Raw genomic sequence first — 16,546 nt, forward strand, 5'->3', positions numbered from 1 at the left:
CGCACCGTACGGACGCTCTCTGAGAGGTCCCTTAATGATCGTCGTGTGCGGCACGCGCGCGTGCCGCACGCCACTCGGGAGCGAGCACCGACCAGATCTCGGTGTCCGTGCGCACGCCCCGGCAGAGGTAGTTCTGCCTGAGCACGCCCTCGCGGGTCATGCCCAGCCGTCGCGCCACGTTGATGCTGGGTTCGTTGGCCGACGACACGTGCCACTCCACACGGTGCATGCCGCGCTCGTCAAACGCCCAGTCCAGCAGCGCCCGCATACGGCGTGTGACCAGCCCGCGCCCGGCCACGGAGGGTTCCACCCAGCAGCCGGCCTCGCAGACCCCGCCGGGCGTGTCCCAGACGGCGGAACAGCAGCCCGCCGACCAGCCTGCCGTCCAGCCACACCCCGCGCAGGCTGCCGGCGTCCGCCGCGCGCTTGTCGGCGTACGAGCGGAGATGGGCGCGGGCCGACTCCAGGTCCGTCACCACGTCCGGCAGGCCGACGTGGCGGCCGATGAACTCCGTCCCTGTTCCGCCACGACGCCCGTGAGCCTCTCATGTGCGGTGCGGCGCTCCGGTGGCTCGGATCCGGGGCACTTCAGTCGAACTGATCGCCGAGCGCCATGATCATCGTCCCCGCGATGAGGAGCCAGAGCGCCCGGCGGGTACGGCCTCTGACGCCCAGCACCGCGGCCAGGGCGCACACCGCGGCGCCGAAGGCGTACGCGGCCGGGACGAGGGCCGGCGCGGAGCCGGTGAGGCGCATCAGGGAGGCGGCGACACCCGCCAGGGTCAGCACGGCTCCGGTGCCGGTCGCCGTCCAGCGGGCCCGGCGTGCGTCCTCGGCGGGGTCCTCTGCGTCGTCCACCTCGGCTATCTCGGGTTCTGTGTCGGAATCAACGCGTCCACTCATGGCGGGCGAGCGTAGTACCTGTGGCTGTGCAATGTGGCGGCAAGAGGGGGATGCATCACTGCGGATGCATCCCCCTGAGGAGCTGGAGCAGAGGTCAGCCCTCGCTGACGCCCAGCTTCTGAAGGATCAGCTCCTTCACCCGGGCGGCGTCCGCCTGGCCGCGCGTGGCCTTCATGACCGCGCCGACCAGGGCGCCGGCCGCGGCCACCTTGCCGCCGCGGATCTTGTCCGCGATGGCCGGGTTGCCGGCGATGGCCTCGTCGACGGCGGCGGTCAGGGCGCCCTCGTCGGAGACGACCTTCAGTCCGCGCTTCTCGACGACCTCGTCGGGGGTGCCCTCGCCCGCGAGGACGCCCTCGATGACCTGGCGGGCCAGCTTGTCGTTCAGGTCACCGGCGGCCACCAGCTTGGTGACGCGGGCGACCTGCTCGGGTGTGATGGCCAGTTCGTCCAGGGACGTGCCGGACTCATTGGCGCTGCGCGCCAGTTCGCCCATCCACCACTTGCGGGCGGAGGCGGCGTCGGCACCGGCCTCGATCGTGGCGACGATCGGGTCCAGCGCACCGGCGTTGAGGATCGCCTGCATGTCGGTGGCCGAAATGCCCCACTCCTCGCGGAGCCTGTTGCGGCGGACCAACGGCAGTTCGGGCAGCGCGGAACGGATCTCCTCGACCCACTCGCGCGAGGGGGCCACCGGGACGAGGTCCGGCTCGGGGAAGTACCGGTAGTCCTCGGCCTCCTCCTTCACGCGGCCCGAGGTCGTCGACCCGGTGTCCTCGTGGAAGTGCCGGGTCTCCTGCACGATCGTGCCGCCGCCGCTGAGGACGGCCGCGTGGCGCTGGATCTCGAAGCGGGCCGCACGTTCCACGGACCGCAGCGAGTTGACGTTCTTGGTCTCCGAGCGTGTGCCGAACGTGGCGCTGCCCTTGGGCATCAGCGACAGGTTCACGTCGCAGCGCATCTGGCCCATCTCCATGCGGGCCTCGGACACGCCGAGAGCACGGATGACCTCGCGCAGCTCACGGACGTACGCCTTCGCCACCTCGGGAGCGCGCTCGCCCGCGCCGACAATCGGCTTGGTGACGATCTCGATCAGGGGGATGCCGGCGCGGTTGTAGTCGAGCAGGGAGTGGGACGCGCCGTGGATACGGCCGGTGGCACCGCCGACGTGCGTCGACTTGCCGGTGTCCTCCTCCATGTGGGCGCGCTCGATCTCCACGCGGAAGGTCTCGCCGTCCTCCAGCTGCACGTCGAGGTAGCCGTTGAAGGCGATCGGCTCGTCGTACTGGGAGGTCTGGAAGTTCTTCGGCATGTCCGGATAGAAGTAGTTCTTCCGGGCGAAGCGGCACCACTCGGCGATCTCGCAGTTCAGCGCGAGACCGATCTTGATCGCGGACTCGACGCCGGTCGCGTTGACGACCGGGAGCGAGCCGGGCAGGCCGAGGCAGGTGGGGCAGGTCTGGGTGTTCGGCTCGGCGCCGAGCGCGGTCGAACAGCCGCAGAACATCTTGGTCCTGGTGCCGAGTTCGACATGGACCTCGAGGCCCATGACGGGGTCGTACGACGCCAGCGCGTCCTCGTACGACACCAGGTCGGTCGTGGTGGTCACGGTGAAACTTCCCTCTCAGCCCAGCAGGACGTCGTCGTCGCCCAGCCGCTTCAGCTCGCGGTAGAGGATGGCGAGGCCGGTGACGATGGCGGCGGCGGACACGGCCGCGTCGATCAGGCGCAGCGTGTCGTTCTCGAGGCGGGCCTTCTTGACCTGCTTGACGACACTGACGGCGCCGAACGCGGTGGTGGCCATGGACAGGTACGTACCGGACTTGGACTTCTTGAAGCCCTTGGCCTTCGACAGTGCCTTACTCACAGCGACGGAGCCTCCTCGAGCAGCGGGTGCCCCCACTTTTCCACGAAGGCGGCCTCCACAGCAGCACCGACCTTGTAGAGGCGGTCGTCCTTCAGTGCCGGGGCGATGATCTGCAGGCCCACCGGGAGGTTGTCCTCCGGGGCGAGACCGCAGGGCAGCGACATGGCCGCGTTGCCCGCCAGGTTGGTCGGAATGGTGCACAGGTCGGCCAGGTACATCGCCATCGGATCGTCGGCGCGCTCGCCGATCGGGAAGGCGGTGGTGGGGGTGGTCGGCGAGACGATCACGTCGACCTGCTCGAAGGCCTTCTCGAAGTCGCGCGTGATGAGCGTGCGGACCTTCTGCGCGGAGCCGTAGTACGCGTCGTAGTACCCGCTCGAAAGGGCGTAGGTACCGAGCATGATGCGGCGCTTGACCTCGGGACCGAAGCCCGCCTCACGGGTGAGGGAGGTGACCTCCTCGGCCGAGTGGGTGCCGTCGTCGCCGGTGCGCAGGCCGTAGCGCAGGCCGTCGAAGCGGGCCAGGTTGGAGGAGCACTCGGACGGCGCGATCAGGTAGTACGCCGACAGGGCCAGGTCGAAGGACGGGCAGTCCAGCTCGACGATCTCGGCGCCGAGCTCCTTCAGCAGCTCCACGGACTCGTCGAACCGCTGGATGACGCCGGCCTGGTAGCCCTCGCCGCGGAACTGCTTCACCACGCCGACGCGCATCCCGGCCACGCTGCCGTTGCGGGCGGCCTCGACGACCGGCGGGACCGGGGCGTCGATGGAGGTGGAGTCGAGCGGGTCGTGCCCCGCGATGACCTCGTGCAGGAGCGCAGCGTCCAGGACCGTACGGGCACAGGGGCCGCCCTGGTCGAGGGAGGAGGAGAACGCCACCATGCCGTAGCGGGACACCGCACCGTACGTCGGCTTCACGCCGACCGTGCCGGTGACGGCGGCCGGCTGGCGGATCGAGCCGCCGGTGTCGGTGCCGATGGCGAGGGGCGCCTGGAAGGAGGCGAGCGCGGCGCTCGACCCACCGCCGGAGCCGCCGGGGATCCTGGTGAGGTCCCAGGGGTTGCCGGTCGGCCCGAACGCGCTGTTCTCGGTGGAGGACCCCATGGCGAACTCGTCCATGTTGGTCTTGCCGAGGATGACGACGTCGGCGGCCTTCAGCTTCTTGGTCAGCGTCGCGTCGTACGGCGGGATCCAGCCCTCGAGGATCTTCGAACCGACGGTCGTGGGCACGCCCTCGGTGGTGAAGATGTCCTTGAGCGCGAGGGGGACGCCGGCCAGCGGACCGAGCTTCTCCCCCTTGGCCCGCTTCTCGTCGACGGCACGGGCCTGGGCGAGGGCGCCCTCGCGGTCGACGTGCAGGAAGGCGTGCACCTTCTCGTCGACGGCCTCGATGCGCGCCAGGTGGGCCTCGGTGACCTCGACGGCCGTGAGCTCGCCGGAGACGATCTTCGCGGCGGTCTCGGCGGCCGTGAGCTTGATGATGTCCGTCATGGGATCAGTCCTCCCCCAGGATCTGCGGCACCTTGAAACGCTGCTGCTCCTGGGCCGGGGCGCCGGAGAGCGCCTGCTCGGGGGTGAGCGAGGGACGGACCTCGTCCGGGCGCATGACGTTCGTCAGCGGGAGCGGGTGCGAGGTCGGCGGTACGTCTTGGTCGGCGACCTCACTGACGCGGGCGACCGCGCCGATGATGTCGTCAAGCTGTCCCGCGAAGTGGTCGAGCTCTTCGGGCTTCAGCTCCAGACGCGCCAGCCGGGCGAGGTGGGCGACCTCCTCGCGCGTGATGCCAGGCATGCAGCGTTCCTCTGGGGTGAGTGTGTGTGGTTCGGGCCTAGGGGTCCTAATCCTATGGGGCCGGGGCAGGTGCCCGTGAAACGGTCTGCCCGGCCGCACGCTCCGAGGTCAGCGGCGCCCGTCCCAGGCCTCGCTCTTCAGGAAGTGGTTGTCGTACAGCTCCTGCACGTCCAGGAGGCTGTCCGGGGTGGCCTCGCCGAGGGCGATGCGCTGGAGGTGGCGGAAGTACTCGAAGCGTTCGACGCCCGGGGTGAGGACGATGAGCAGGTCGGCGTCGGCGCCCGGTACGGCGGCGAAGGCGTGCGGCTTGCCGGGCGGGACGATGACGAGGTCGCCCGGGCCGGCGGTGACGACGTCCTCGCCGGAGAGGATCTCCGCGGCGCCGTCGAGCAGGAAGAACATCTCGGCGGAGTTGTTGTGCCAGTGCGGTTTCGCGCCGTCCGCGCCCGCCGTGAGGGTGACGCGCTGGGTGGACAGCGCGCCGCCGGTCCGACTGCTGTCGGCCAGCAGCCGGACGGTGGCGGGAGCACGGCCGACGACCTCGGCCTCCGCGTCACGGACGATTACGGACGAGTCGAACCTGGGTACGAACAGCGACATTTCCGAACCCCTGTGATGGTGCTGACGCGGTCGGACGGCGAAGAGCAGAGCGGCACTGATCAGCACAACGACCGCGGTGGCGAAGTGGATTCCGAACGCCACGGCCTTCGTGCCGCCGTGCCGCAGGACTATCAGCGTGTCGCCGAGTGGGACGAGCGCCACGCTTGCATGAGCCAGGCCTCGGCGTGCGCCCCCGCCAAGGCCAGCAGCGCAAGGCCCACCAGGCCGAAGGTGCCGTCCCTGAGGCCCTTGATCGCGAGATAGGCGCCGGCGTCGCCGGCGGGATCGGCCGGGGCTCCGTAGCCGGCGGCGGCGGAGGGGGCTGGAACAGGAACCGACGCGAACGAGCGGTTGATCGTCACGGCCGCGCGGGAGCTGGTGGAGTCCGAGGGCTGGGACGCGGTCACCACGCGGCGGCTGGCCGCCGAGATCGAGTACAGCCAGCCCGTCCTCTACAGCCACTTCAAGGGCAAGGACGCGATCATGGCCGCGGTCGCGGTGCAGGTTTCGCGGAGCTGGCGGATGAGCTGCGGGCGGCGCGTACGGCTGCCGGGGGCGCCCGAGCGGCGCTGGCGGCGGTGGGCGAGACCTACCCGGCCTTCGCCCGGCGCCGGCCCGCCCTGTACGACGCGATGTTCACGCACACCGTGGACCTGCCGTTCGCGACCGCCGAGGCCCCGGCCGCGCTGCACGAGGCGTTCGGCGAGCTGGCGCGGGCCGTGGAGCCGATCGCCGGGGACGGCGACGACCCGGGCTCCTCACGGAGACGTACTGGGCGGGCCTGCACGGCCTCGTCACCCTGATGCGCAGCGGGCGCCTGCCCGGGGAGGCACATGAACGCCGGCTGTCCTTGCTGATCGGCCGCTTCACGGGGGAGCACATGCCGTGACGCGACGGGCGGGCGGTCTCCGTCAAGGATGAACGGGCGGGCCGGGTGGAAGACTCACTCGGCGGCCGGCAGCGCCGCCCGGGGGCGCTGCCACCCCCGCGATCCGCGCGCCCGCAACCACGCCGTCGTCTCCTCGGGAGGCATCGCCGCGGCCACCAGCCACCCCTGTACGGCGTCGCAGCCGAGGTCCCGCAGGCGTTCCCAGGTCTCGTCGTCCTCGACGCCCTCCGCGACGACGAGCAGGCCCAGGGAGTGGGCGAGGTCGACCGTGCACCGCACGATCTCCGCGTCCTCGGTGTCCACGGCGAGGCGGGCCACGAAGGACCGGTCGATCTTCAGCTCGCTGACCGGCAGCCGGCGCAGGTGCACCAGCGAGGAGTAGCCGGTGCCGAAGTCGTCGAGGGACATCTTCACGCCGTGCGCGGTCAGCCCGGCGAGGGTGTCGGCGGCCCGCTGCGGGTCCTCCAGCAGGACGTGTTCGGTTATCTCCAGCTGGAGCGCTCCCGCCGGGACCCCGTGCCGGGCCAGCCGCGCGGCGACGGACCCCGCGAAACCCGGGGTGTGGACGTCGCGCGGGGAGACGTTGACCGCCACCGGCACCCGCAGTCCCTGCGCCCGCCACCGCGCGACCTGCCCGAGCGCCGTCTCCAGCACGTACTCCGTCAGATGGGGCATCAGCCCCGAGGACTCGGCGATCGCTATGAACTCGTCCGGCGGCACCTTCCCGCGCTCGGGATGCACCCAGCGGACCAGCGCCTCGAGCCCCGCGACCTGCCCGTCGAAGCGGACCTTGGGCTGGTAGTGCAGCTGGACCTCGTGCGCGTCCAGCGCCCGGCGCAGGTCGCCCAGCAGGCCCAGCCGGTCGGGCGTGTTGGAGTCCCGCTTGGACTCGTAGACCTCGACGCCCGTACGGTCCCGCTTCGCCTGGTACATCGCCACGTCCGCCCGGCGCAGCAGCCCTTCGGCGTCGAGGGCGTGGTCGGGGAAGACGGCGACGCCCGCGCTGGCCTCCAGGACGAGGGTGAGCCCGTCGAGGTCGAGCGGGGAGCTGAGGGCGGTGACGAGGCCGCGGGCCACCCGGGTCGCCGACGTGGTGGAGTCGGCGACGGGCAGTAACACGGCGAACTCGTCGCCGCCGAGCCGGGCGGCCTCCGCGCCGCGCGGCAGCGCCAGCCGCAGCCGGTCCGCTATCTGCAGCAGGAGCCGGTCACCGGCGAGATGACCGAGGGTGTCGTTCACCGACCTGAAGCGGTCCAGGTCGATCAGCATCAGGGCGGCCCGGGCGCCGATGCGTTCGGCGTCGTCGAGGGCCGTCCAGGTCCGCTCCAGCAGCCACTGCCGGTTGGGCAGCCCGGTCAGGGGATCGCGCAGCTGCTCCTCCGCCCGGGCCCGGGCTATCCACAGCGTGGAGTCGAGCGCGACGAGGGGGATGGCGAACAGCGGCAGCAGCAGCGGCTGGGCGACGGCGACCACGCAGACCAGCGGCGCGATACCGAGCAGCGCGACCGCGACCAGGCCCTGTCTGGCCAGGGCGGTGCGGGCGACGGTGGGCAGGCCGCCGCGCGGGGCGTGCAGGTACCACAGCAGGACGCGGGTGACCGCGAGGTAGGCGACCGCGACGAGGACGACCTCGGGGGCGGTGGTGACGGTCCAGGTCTCGGGGTTCCAGGGCCGCTCGACGGTCGGTACGCGGCCGAAGGCGCCCAGCACCAGGGCGCCGGCGCCGATGCCGAGGATGTCCACCGCGCCGTGCAGCACGCCCTGGCGCCAGCGGTGGCGGCGGGCTATGCCGACCAGGACGACGACGGTGAGGCTGACCATGCCTGCGGGCAGCCAGCCGTAGAGCAGCAGGACGGCGATGGTGAGGGCGGCCCCGGAGCCGGTGCCGCCCCACCAGCGGGAGCGGCCGAGCATGACCAGGTGGCCGACGATGACGCCGGTCAGCACGGCCAGGGCCCAGCCCACCGTGCCGGAGGGGAAGAGGGCGTGGTGGTCGGTGAACGCGCGGTAGAAACCGGCGCCCAGGGCGAAGCCGGCGGCCGCGACGGCGGCCGCGGGCAGCGTGGGCCGGGACAGGCGCCGTTCGGGTTCGGCGCCGGGCAGCGCGGAGGCGGGCTCGATGGCGAGCGGTACGGGGGTGGTGCGCGCGTCCGTCGCGGTGGGCGGCCCGGCGGCGCGTCGCCGCGCGCCCGGACGCTCCGCGGTCCGCCCCGTCCACCGGCTCCCCCGCCATGCGGCCGCCCTGCGGCGCAGGCGCAGCCGGGAGTTCGGGGCGGCGCTCTCGGTCGGTTCCATTCCCGTCCCTCTCACAGCCGGCGGTGCCCACGCCACGCGGCCCGATGCCCGACAATCATGAGCGGCTCCGCGTTGGAAAGCCCTTCCTCCCGCTCCGCCGGAGCAGGAGGATGCCCCGACCGCAGCTGGGCACGGCAGGCGCATCCCTCAACAGTAGGCCGCACAGGGCTTCCACGGGCAGCGGTCGTCGACGGTTGCCCGAATGCGCCCTGGCCACCCTTATGCATCTGATATGCGCTGTTCGGGTGGCCTTCAACCGCTACTCCCCGGTCGGAAGCGCGACTTCGGCCGCCGCCTCGGGTCCCCGCTCCAGAAGGACACTGAAACCGTCCTCGTTCAGAACGGGCACCTTGAGCTGCATGGCCTTGTCGTACTTCGATCCCGGGTTGTCGCCCACAACGACGAAAGACGTCTTCTTCGATACGGAACCGGTCACTTTCGCTCCCCGGCTCTGCAGCGCCTCCTTGGCGCCGTCGCGCGTGAAGTGCTCGAGCGTGCCGGTGACCACGACAGTGAGCCCTTCCAGCGGACGCGGTCCCTCCTCCTCGCCGGAGCCCGCGTCCTCCAGCGGGACTCCGGCCGCCTTCCACTTTCGGACGATCTCCCGGTGCCACTCCTCCGCGAACCACTCCTTCAGGGCCGCGGCGATGATGGGGCCGACGCCGTCGGTGGCCGCCAACTCCTCCTCGGTGGCCTGTTCGATGCGGTCGATGGAACGGAGCTCACGCGCCAGGGCCTGCGCCGCCACCGGTCCGACGTGGCGGATGGAAAGCCCGTTCAGGAAACGGGCCAGCGGCCGCTGTTTGGCCGCCTCGATGTTCCGCAGCAGCGCGAGGGTGTTCTTCTTCGGCTCGCCCTTCTGGTTGGCGAAGACCGTGACGACCTTCTCCTCGCCCGTCTTCGGGTCCCGCTTGGGCAGACCGCTGTCCGGGTCGAGGACGTACGCCTTGATGGGGAGCAGCTTCTCCACCGTCAGGTCGAACAGGTCGCCCTCGTCGACCAGCGGCGGGTCGGCCGGCTCCAGCGGGCGGGTCAGCGCGGCCGCCGCCACCTGACCGAAGTGCTCGATGTCCAGGCACTCACGGCCCGCGAGGTAGGAGACGCGCTCTCTCAACTGGGCCGGGCAGGTGCGGCCGTTGGGGCAGCGGAGGTCGATGTCGCCCTCCTTCATGGGCCGCAGCGGCGTACCGCACTCGGGGCACTCGCTCGGCATCACGAACTCGCGTTCGCTGCCGTCGCGCAGGTCGACCACGGGTCCGAGGATCTCCGGGATGACGTCACCGGCCTTGCGGATCACCACGGTGTCACCGATGAGGACGCCCTTGGCCTTGACCACGTCCTGGTTGTGCAGCGTGGCGAACTCGACCTCCGAGCCCGCGACCGTGACCGGCTCGACCTGGGCGTACGGCGTGACGCGGCCGGTGCGGCCGACGCCCACCTTGATGTCGATCAGCTTGGTGTTGACCTCCTCCGGCGCGTACTTGTACGCGATCGCCCAGCGCGGGGCGCGCGCGGTGGAGCCGAGACGGCCCTGGAGGCGGATCTCGTCGAGCTTGACCACCACGCCGTCGATCTCGTGCTCCACGGAGTGGCGGTTCTCGCCGTAGTACGCGATGAACTCCCGTACGCCGTCGAGGCCGTCGACCACCCTGTTGTGCGGGGACGTGGGCAGACCCCAGGTCTGCAGCAGCTCGTAGGCCTGGGAGAGTCGGGTGAGGCCCTGGTAGCCCTCCAGGGCTCCGATGCCGTGGACGACCATGTGCAGCGGGCGGGTGGCGGTGACGCGCGGGTCCTTCTGGCGCAGCGAACCGGCCGCCGCGTTGCGGGGGTTGGCGAACGGCTTGTCGCCGGCCGCGACCAGGCGCTCGTTGAGCTCCGCGAACTTCTCCATCGGGAAGTAGACCTCGCCGCGGATCTCCACGAGGTCGGGGACGCGGTCGCCCCTGAGGCGGTCCGGGATCTCCGCGATCGTACGGACGTTGGGCGTGATGTCCTCGCCGGTGCGGCCGTCGCCGCGGGTGGCCGCGCGGGTGAGGCGGCCGCGCTCGTAGGTGAGGTTCACCGCGAGGCCGTCGACCTTCAGCTCGCACAGGAAGTGGTACTCCTGGTCGCCCAGTTCGCGGGCGATGCGGTCGGCCCAGGCGGCGAGGTCGTCGTCGTTGAAGGTGTTGTCCAGGGAGAGCATCCGCTGGCGGTGCTCGACCGAGGTGAACTCCGTCTCGTACGACCCGGCCACCTTCTGGGTCGGCGAGTCCGGCGTGCGCAGCTCCGGATACCGCTCCTCCAGCGCTTCCAGAGTCTTCAGGAGCCCGTCGAACTCAGCGTCGCTGATGACGGGAGCGTCCTTCACGTAGTACCGGAAGCGGTGCTCCTCGATCTGCTCAGCGAGCTGCGCGTGCTTCTCCCGTGCCTCGGCGGGCACTGCCGTCTCCGCCTGCTGCTTGTCGCCGGCCACCGTGTTGTCCTCCCGTTACTCTGGGTTGTCCGCGAGGGATCTCGCCGCCCGGGCACAATGGGCGAGCGCCCGGCGCGCGTACTCCGGGGAAGCGCCCGCTAGTCCGCACGCCGGGGTGACCGTCACCGCCTGGGCGAGAAGCCCCGGATGCAGCCCCAGCCTGCGCCACAGCGTCCTGACACCCATGACGCTACCGGCAGGGTCTGACAACGGGCCGTCCGTGCCCGGCACGACACCGGCGAGGAGCCGGGTGCCGCCCTCCACGGCTTCGCCGATCGCGTCGTCGTCACGCTCGGTGAGAAGCGAGAAGTCGAAGGAGACCCCGGCCACGCCCGCCCGGCGCAGCAGGGCGAACGGAACGTCCGGGGCGCAGGAGTGCACCACCACGGGATCGGGCGCGTGCACGCCGGCGATGTCCCGGAGGGCGGACTCGACGACCTGCCGGTCCACGGCGCGGTGGGTCCGGTAGCCGCTGGCGGTCTTCACCTGCCCGCGCAGGACGGCGGTGAGGGACGGCTCGTCGAGTTGCAGGACGAGCCGTGCGCCCGGGATCCGCCGCCGGACCTCGGCCAGGTGCAGCCGCAGCCCCTCGGCGAGGGAGGCTGCGAGGTCGCGGCAGGCGCCGGGGTCGGAGAGGGCGGCCTCGCCGTTCCTCAGCTCGAGGTTCGCCGCCAGCGTCCAGGGTCCGACGGCCTGCACCTTCAGCGGACCCTCGTAGCCTTGCGTGAACTCCTCCAGTGCGTCGAGGTCCTCCCCCAGCCAGGCCCGGGCCCGCTTGGTGTCCCGCCCCGGCCGGTCCCCGATCCGCCAGCCACTGGGCTCCACGCGCGCGTACAGCTCGACGAGTATCCCGGCCGTACGCCCGATCATGTCGGCGCCCGGTCCCCGGGCGGGCAGTTCGGGCAGGAAGGGGAAGTCCTCGAAGCTGCCGGTGACGGTCTTGACGGCCTCACGGGCGTCCCCACCGGGCATGGAACCGATACCGGTGGCGGCACCGAACCTCAACTGGCTGTTTTCGCTCACCCTGGAAGCGTACGTAACCCTACCCGGGCGGCCTCAACGCCGGTACGTTCCCCTGCCGCTCCAGGAACGCGGCCAGTCGTTCCGGGTCGGCCACCTGGAGATTGTTGCGGAAGCGGCCTCGCTCCCAGGCGAGGTCGGTGACGCCGTGCAGGCTTCGCTGCCGATGATCTCGGCGCCCGCGTCCAACAGGGCGAGGGTGAGGCTGCCGAAGCAGCGGCAGATGCCGTCCAGGAACTCGCCCGTCGTGGCGAGGGTGCGGAGCTCGGCGAGGCCGGCCGGGCCGTGGACCTCCCCCACGACCGGGCGCCGGGCGAGTGGTGAGCCGTTGTCCCCTCCGGCCAGGATCCACACCCCCTCGGTGCGGTCCCGGACCCCGTCCAGCCACCGGCGGATCTCGTCACCGCCCGCCACCCCGGCCCGCCGCGAACCGGTCACCGCCCCGGCCGCACCGTCACGTCGTTGATCTCCGCGTCCCTGGACAGGTCGAGAGCGGTGAGGATCGTGGTGGCGACCGACTCGGGGTCGATCCACCGGGCCGGGTCGTACTCCTTGCCCTCCTGCTGGTGGACCTTGGCCTGCATGGGGCTGGCCGTGCGGCCGGGGTAGACCGAGGTGACCCGGATGCCGTTGCCGTGTTCCTCGTGGCGCAGGGAGTCGGCCAGGGCCTTGAGGCCGTGCTTGGAGGCGGCGTAGGCGGACCAGCCGGCGTGGGCGTTGAGGCCGGCGCCGGAGTTGACGAACACCACGTGGCCCCGGGTGGCGCGGAGCTGGGGCAGGAAGTGGCGGGTCAGCTCGGCGGGGGCGATCAGGTTGACGTTGAGCTGGTGGCGCCAGGACTTGGGGGTCAGATCGCCCACCTCGCCGAGGTCGACTACTCCGGCGATGTGCAGCAGGGAGTCGACCCGGTCGGGGAGCGTCTGGTGGGAGAAGGCCCAGGACAGCCGGTCCGGGTCGGCGAGGTCGCCGACGAGCGTTGCCGCGCCGGGGAACTCGGCCGCCAGTTCCTTCGCGCGGCCCGCGTCGCGCGCGTGCAGCACGAGTTCGTCCCCGCGCGCGTGCAGACGGTGGGCCACGGCCGCGCCGATGCCGGAACCCGCTCCGGTGATCACATGAGTAGCCATGGCGCCATGCTCGCATCCGCCGCCGCTCACCCGGCGCCCTGGTGCTCCTCCAGGTATGCCGGCCCGGCCGCCGGCTCCTCGGCGAAGAACATCACGGCCAGCGGGCGGGGCAGGAAGCCCTCGTCCTCCATGCGGCGGAACCGCTCCTTCAGCCCGTCGTAGAAACCGGCCGTCTTCAGCAGCACCACCGGCTTGTCGGTGTGACCGTGCTTCTTCAGCTCCAGGATCTCGGTGGCCTCGTAGAGCGTCCCGGTGCCGCCCACCATGATCACCACCGCGTCGGCCTTCTCCAGCAGCAGCTTCTTCCTCCCCCACTCCCCCAAAGGCGTGGGTGACCCCGTGGCGAGGTCCTCGGCGATCACCGTCTCGGCGGCGCCGGGCCGCACCTTGTTCGCCAGGAAGCCGACGAAGACGCCGACGAGACGGCCGCCCGCCTCCTGCACCCCGTCGGCGACCACCTTCATCAGGCCGACGTTCGAACCGCCCCGGACAAGGGTGTGCCCGGCCTTGCCGATCACGCGGTCAGTGCAGGCGGGAAGAAGCGGGGGGCCGCGAGCGCTTTCCCGGTATGACCGAAGGACATGCGACAGGACACACGATCACGATCCAGGAGGGCGGGCAGCACGTGCGCGTGGTGCACGGCGAGGAGGTGCTGGCCGAGACCGACCGCCCCCTGGTGCTGCGGGAGACCGGCTGTCCGGTGCGGTACTACATCCCCGCCGAGGACGTACGCCTCGACCTCCTCACCCCCTCCGGCACCCGCACCCACTGCCCCTTCAAGGGCACGGCGTCGTACTGGTCGCTCCCGGACGCCCCCGACCTCGTCTGGGCGTACCTCGACCCGAAGCCGGACGTGGCGCGGATCAAGGACCACCTCTGCTTCTACGAAGTCGACGTGTCATGACCGATGAGTTCCGTGCGATGCGGCAGTCTGCACGGGTATGGACAAGGAGACGCTTTCCCGTGACGGCACCCGCATCGCCTACACGAGCACCGGTCAGGGGCCCGCGGTCATCCTGGTGAGCGGTGCGATGTCCACGGGCGGGACCGTGGCGCCCCTCGCGCAGTGCCTGGCGGGCCGCTTCCAGGCCGTCGTGTACGACCGCCGGGGCCGCGGCAGAAGCGGCGACACGGCACCGTACGCGGTTCAGCGGGAGGTCGAGGACCTCGCGGCGCTGATCGACACGGTGGGCGGCGAGGCGGCGCTCTACGGCATCTCCTCGGGCGGCGCGCTGGCCCTGGAGGCGGCGGCGAGCGGGCTGCCGGTGCGTCAGGTGGCCGTGTACGAGACGCCGTTCGCCCTGGACGAGGAAGGGGCGAAGGGGCGCGCCGAGTACACGGAGAACCTCACCGAGGCGCTCGCGCAGGGCAGGCGCGGTGACGCGGTGGAGCTGTTCCTCCGGCTCACCGGGCTGGCCGAGCAGATGATCCAGGGCGCCCGCCAGTCCCCCATGTGGGCCGATATGGAGGCCATCGCGCCGACCCTGGCCTACGACGACGCGGTCATGGGCAACGGGCTGGTACCCCGGGACCGGCTGGCCGCGCTCACCGTCCCGGTGCTGGCGGTCGCGGGCGGCGAGAGCCCGGCGTGGCTCCGCGAGGCGACGCGGGCCGTCGCGGAGACGGTGCCTCAGGGGACGTACCGCGTCCTGGAGGGCCAGACGCACATGGTGGACCCGAATGTGCTGGCGTCGGCGCTCGCGGAGTTCTTCACCGCGTGACCTTCACCGCACAGGGCGGGCGCTCAGGCCGCCCCGGCCGTCGCCCGCACCGTGGACGCGATCGTGGCCGAGCCCACCACGCGTGTGCCGTCGTACAGGACGATCGCCTGACCGGGGGCCACGCCGCGCACCGGCTTCGCGAACCGGACCTGAAGGGAACTGTCGACCAGTTCGGCGGTGACCTCGGTCTCGCCGCCGTGAGCGCGGAGCTGGGCGGTGTAGGTGCCGGGGCCGGCGGGGGCCGCCCCGCACCAGCGCGGCTTGATCGCCGTCAGCCCCGTCACGTCCAGGGCGTCGGCCGGGCCGACCGTCACCGTGTTGGTCACCGGGGAGATGTCGAGCACGTAGCGCGGCTTGCCGTCGGGGGCGGGGGTGCCGATCCTTAGCCCCTTGCGCTGGCCGATGGTGAAGCCGTACGCCCCCTCGTGCGTGCCGAGCTTCGCGCCGGACTCGTCGACGATGTCGCCCTCGGCCTTGCCCAGCCGCTTCGCCAGGAAGCCCTGGGTGTCGCCGTCGGCGATGAAGCAGATGTCGTGCGAGTCGGGCTTCTTGGCGACGGCCAGGCCCCGGCGCTCGGCCTCCGCGCGGATCTCGTCCTTGGTGGTGACCGTGTCGCCGAGCGGGAACATCGCGTGGGCCAGCTGCCGGTCGTCCAGCACGCCGAGGACGTACGACTGGTCCTTCGCCATGTCGGAGGCGCGGTGCAGCTCGCGTGTACCGTCCTCGTTCACGATCACCTTGGCGTAGTGGCCGGTGCAGACCGCGTCGAAGCCGAGGGCCAGCGCCTTGTCCAGCAGGGCGGCGAACTTGATCTTCTCGTTGCAGCGCAGGCACGGGTTCGGGGTGCGGCCGGCCTCGTACTCGGCGACGAAGTCCTCGACCACGTCCTCGCGGAAGCGGTCGGCGAGGTCCCAGACGTAGAACGGGATACCGATGACGTCGGCGGCGCGGCGGGCGTCGCGCGAGTCCTCGATGGTGCAGCAGCCCCGCGCGCCGGTGCGGAAGGACTGCGGGTTCGCGGAGAGCGCGAGGTGGACGCCGGTCACGTCGTGGCCCGCCTCGGCCGCGCGGGCGGCGGCGACGGCGGAGTCCACGCCGCCCGACATGGCGGCGAGGACGCGGAGGGGGCGGGTGCGCTGCGGGGTGTCAGTCATAGCCCTTCCAGGGTACGGGGGCGCGGGAACCGGAGCCCGCGCGTATCCGTTGACGATCGCATGGGGACGACACAGGCGGGGGCGGCCCGCGGCGACTCGGACCGGCGGCTGGGGCGGCGGGCCCTGCTCGTCGGCGGGGTGGCGGCTGCCGTGGGCACGGCCGCGCTGGCCCGGGAGGAGCTGTCCCATCTGTGGTGGCGGCTGCCGGGGGTGGAGAAGTCGCGGGTGGCGGGCGCGGTGGACTTCCGGGGTGCGCGCTGGGTGGCGGCGTCCCCGGCGAACTACCGGCGGGCGGACCGGCCGGACGACTATTCCGTGGACCGGGTCGTCATCCATGTCACGCAGGGCGACTACGCGAGCGCGGTGAAGGCCTTCCAGGATCCGGCGCACGAGGCGGCGGCGCACTACATCGTGCGCAAGGACGGGCGGGTCACCCAGCTGATCCGCGAGCTGGACGTGGCCTTCCACGCGGGCAACCGGGAGTACAACGAGCGGAGCGTCGGCATCGAGCACGAGGGTTTCGTCGAGCACGCGTCCTCCTTCACGGACGCGATGTACGCGGCCTCGGCGCGGCTGACGTCCGCGGTATGCGGGCGCTACGGCATACCGGTCGACCGGGAGCACGTCATCGGGCACGTGGAGGTGCCGGGGACGGATCACACGGATCCGGGGCGGTACTGGGACTGGGACCGGTACCTGGGGCTCGTACGGCAGCACATATGACGTA

Annotated in this window: 15 protein-coding genes and 4 pseudogenes; 4 read left to right on the forward strand and 15 right to left on the reverse strand. The window is 71.7% G+C overall.

Annotation, left to right across the window (positions count from 1 at the left end):
* Positions 1-31: 31 nt before the first annotated feature.
* From ACIBBH_RS14680 to ACIBBH_RS14715, 8 genes and pseudogenes are all read right to left on the reverse strand, one after another.
* Positions 32-518 (reverse strand): annotated as a pseudogene (locus ACIBBH_RS14680) (GNAT family N-acetyltransferase); the annotation flags it as partial.
* A gap of 70 nt (positions 519-588) precedes the next feature.
* Entirely contained in the window at positions 589-903 is a 315-nt protein-coding gene (locus ACIBBH_RS14685) for a hypothetical protein (RefSeq protein WP_399404597.1), read from the reverse strand.
* 94 nt (positions 904-997) lie between these two features.
* Entirely contained in the window at positions 998-2,512 is a 1,515-nt protein-coding gene (gatB, locus tag ACIBBH_RS14690; RefSeq protein ID WP_399404598.1) for an Asp-tRNA(Asn)/Glu-tRNA(Gln) amidotransferase subunit GatB, read from the reverse strand.
* A 15-nt stretch (positions 2,513-2,527) separates the two neighbouring features.
* A complete protein-coding gene (locus ACIBBH_RS14695) occupies positions 2,528-2,770 on the reverse strand; it encodes a hypothetical protein (RefSeq protein ID WP_399404599.1) in 243 nt (80 codons plus the stop codon).
* The gene (gatA, locus tag ACIBBH_RS14700) at positions 2,767-4,260 is read right to left on the reverse strand and encodes an Asp-tRNA(Asn)/Glu-tRNA(Gln) amidotransferase subunit GatA (RefSeq protein ID WP_399404600.1); all 1,494 of its coding nucleotides are present in this window, start codon (positions 4,258-4,260) and stop codon (positions 2,767-2,769) included. Before gatA ends, ACIBBH_RS14695 begins: the two co-directional genes overlap by 4 nt.
* A gap of 4 nt (positions 4,261-4,264) precedes the next feature.
* Positions 4,265-4,561, reverse strand: coding sequence for an Asp-tRNA(Asn)/Glu-tRNA(Gln) amidotransferase subunit GatC (gene gatC, locus ACIBBH_RS14705; RefSeq protein ID WP_031117542.1), 297 nt, complete (start codon positions 4,559-4,561; stop codon positions 4,265-4,267).
* A 108-nt stretch (positions 4,562-4,669) separates the two neighbouring features.
* Positions 4,670-5,161: a cupin domain-containing protein gene (locus tag ACIBBH_RS14710; RefSeq protein WP_399404666.1), complete on the reverse strand. Its 492-nt coding sequence runs from the start codon at positions 5,159-5,161 to the stop codon at positions 4,670-4,672.
* 102 nt (positions 5,162-5,263) lie between these two features.
* A pseudogene (locus ACIBBH_RS14715) lies at positions 5,264-5,571 on the reverse strand (DUF4267 domain-containing protein); the annotation flags it as partial.
* On the opposite strand from ACIBBH_RS14715, the pseudogene ACIBBH_RS14720 reads away from it, so the two are divergent.
* A pseudogene (locus tag ACIBBH_RS14720) lies at positions 5,513-6,050 on the forward strand (TetR/AcrR family transcriptional regulator). The pseudogenes ACIBBH_RS14715 and ACIBBH_RS14720 sit on opposite strands and share 59 nt — an antisense overlap.
* A 54-nt stretch (positions 6,051-6,104) precedes the next feature.
* Here the strand turns inward: ACIBBH_RS14720 and ACIBBH_RS14725 are convergent.
* The 6 genes and pseudogenes from ACIBBH_RS14725 to ACIBBH_RS14750 form a co-directional block, all read right to left on the reverse strand.
* Positions 6,105-8,345, reverse strand: a complete 2,241-nt coding sequence (locus ACIBBH_RS14725; protein ID WP_399404601.1) for a putative bifunctional diguanylate cyclase/phosphodiesterase — start codon at positions 8,343-8,345, stop codon at positions 6,105-6,107.
* Between the two features lie 259 nt (positions 8,346-8,604).
* Entirely contained in the window at positions 8,605-10,800 is a 2,196-nt protein-coding gene (ligA, locus tag ACIBBH_RS14730; protein WP_399404602.1) for an NAD-dependent DNA ligase LigA, read from the reverse strand.
* A 15-nt stretch (positions 10,801-10,815) separates the two neighbouring features.
* Positions 10,816-11,823, reverse strand: a complete 1,008-nt coding sequence (locus tag ACIBBH_RS14735; RefSeq protein ID WP_399404603.1) for a methionine synthase — start codon at positions 11,821-11,823, stop codon at positions 10,816-10,818.
* A 33-nt stretch (positions 11,824-11,856) separates the two neighbouring features.
* Positions 11,857-12,258, reverse strand: coding sequence for a hypothetical protein (locus ACIBBH_RS14740; RefSeq protein WP_399404604.1), 402 nt, complete (start codon positions 12,256-12,258; stop codon positions 11,857-11,859).
* Entirely contained in the window at positions 12,255-12,944 is a 690-nt protein-coding gene (locus tag ACIBBH_RS14745; protein WP_399404605.1) for an SDR family oxidoreductase, read from the reverse strand. Before ACIBBH_RS14745 ends, ACIBBH_RS14740 begins: the two co-directional genes overlap by 4 nt.
* A gap of 26 nt (positions 12,945-12,970) precedes the next feature.
* Positions 12,971-13,465 (reverse strand): annotated as a pseudogene (locus tag ACIBBH_RS14750) (LOG family protein); the annotation flags it as partial.
* 47 nt (positions 13,466-13,512) lie between these two features.
* Between ACIBBH_RS14750 and ACIBBH_RS14755 the strand changes: the two are divergent.
* Together ACIBBH_RS14755 and ACIBBH_RS14760 are read left to right on the forward strand one after the other, a co-directional pair.
* Positions 13,513-13,848 (forward strand): DUF427 domain-containing protein, encoded by a 336-nt coding sequence (locus ACIBBH_RS14755; RefSeq protein WP_399404606.1) that lies wholly within the window; start codon positions 13,513-13,515, stop codon positions 13,846-13,848.
* A gap of 37 nt (positions 13,849-13,885) precedes the next feature.
* The gene (locus tag ACIBBH_RS14760; protein WP_399404607.1) at positions 13,886-14,665 is read left to right on the forward strand and encodes an alpha/beta fold hydrolase; all 780 of its coding nucleotides are present in this window, start codon (positions 13,886-13,888) and stop codon (positions 14,663-14,665) included.
* Positions 14,666-14,688: 23 nt separating this feature from the next.
* Here ACIBBH_RS14760 and mnmA read toward each other — a convergent pair whose 3' ends face one another.
* Positions 14,689-15,819, reverse strand: coding sequence for a tRNA 2-thiouridine(34) synthase MnmA (mnmA, locus tag ACIBBH_RS14765; protein WP_399404608.1), 1,131 nt, complete (start codon positions 15,817-15,819; stop codon positions 14,689-14,691).
* A 60-nt stretch (positions 15,820-15,879) separates the two neighbouring features.
* Between mnmA and ACIBBH_RS14770 the strand changes: the two genes are divergently transcribed.
* Positions 15,880-16,542 carry an N-acetylmuramoyl-L-alanine amidase gene (locus ACIBBH_RS14770; protein ID WP_399404609.1) on the forward strand — a complete coding sequence of 221 codons (663 nt, stop codon included), beginning with the start codon at positions 15,880-15,882 and terminating at the stop codon, positions 16,540-16,542.
* The last annotated feature ends 4 nt before the right edge of the window (positions 16,543-16,546 follow it).

Source organism: Streptomyces sp. NPDC051636 (genome assembly GCF_044453765.1).
Taxonomy (GTDB): Bacteria; Actinomycetota; Actinomycetes; order Streptomycetales; family Streptomycetaceae; genus Streptomyces.

Coding starts and splice junctions, on each gene's coding strand:
- gatC (WP_031117542.1), bottom strand. CDS start 4,561: ATGCCTGGCATCACGCGCGAGGAGGTCGCCCACCTCGCCCGGCTGGCG.
- ACIBBH_RS14770 (WP_399404609.1), top strand. CDS start 15,880: ATGGGGACGACACAGGCGGGGGCGGCCCGCGGCGACTCGGACCGGCGG.
- ACIBBH_RS14760 (WP_399404607.1), top strand. CDS start 13,886: ATGGACAAGGAGACGCTTTCCCGTGACGGCACCCGCATCGCCTACACG.
- ACIBBH_RS14755 (WP_399404606.1), top strand. CDS start 13,513: ATGACCGAAGGACATGCGACAGGACACACGATCACGATCCAGGAGGGC.
- ACIBBH_RS14725 (WP_399404601.1), bottom strand. CDS start 8,345: ATGGAACCGACCGAGAGCGCCGCCCCGAACTCCCGGCTGCGCCTGCGC.
- gatA (WP_399404600.1), bottom strand. CDS start 4,260: ATGACGGACATCATCAAGCTCACGGCCGCCGAGACCGCCGCGAAGATC.
- ACIBBH_RS14685 (WP_399404597.1), bottom strand. CDS start 903: ATGAGTGGACGCGTTGATTCCGACACAGAACCCGAGATAGCCGAGGTG.
- mnmA (WP_399404608.1), bottom strand. CDS start 15,819: ATGACTGACACCCCGCAGCGCACCCGCCCCCTCCGCGTCCTCGCCGCC.
- ACIBBH_RS14710 (WP_399404666.1), bottom strand. CDS start 5,161: ATGTCGCTGTTCGTACCCAGGTTCGACTCGTCCGTAATCGTCCGTGAC.
- ACIBBH_RS14745 (WP_399404605.1), bottom strand. CDS start 12,944: ATGGCTACTCATGTGATCACCGGAGCGGGTTCCGGCATCGGCGCGGCC.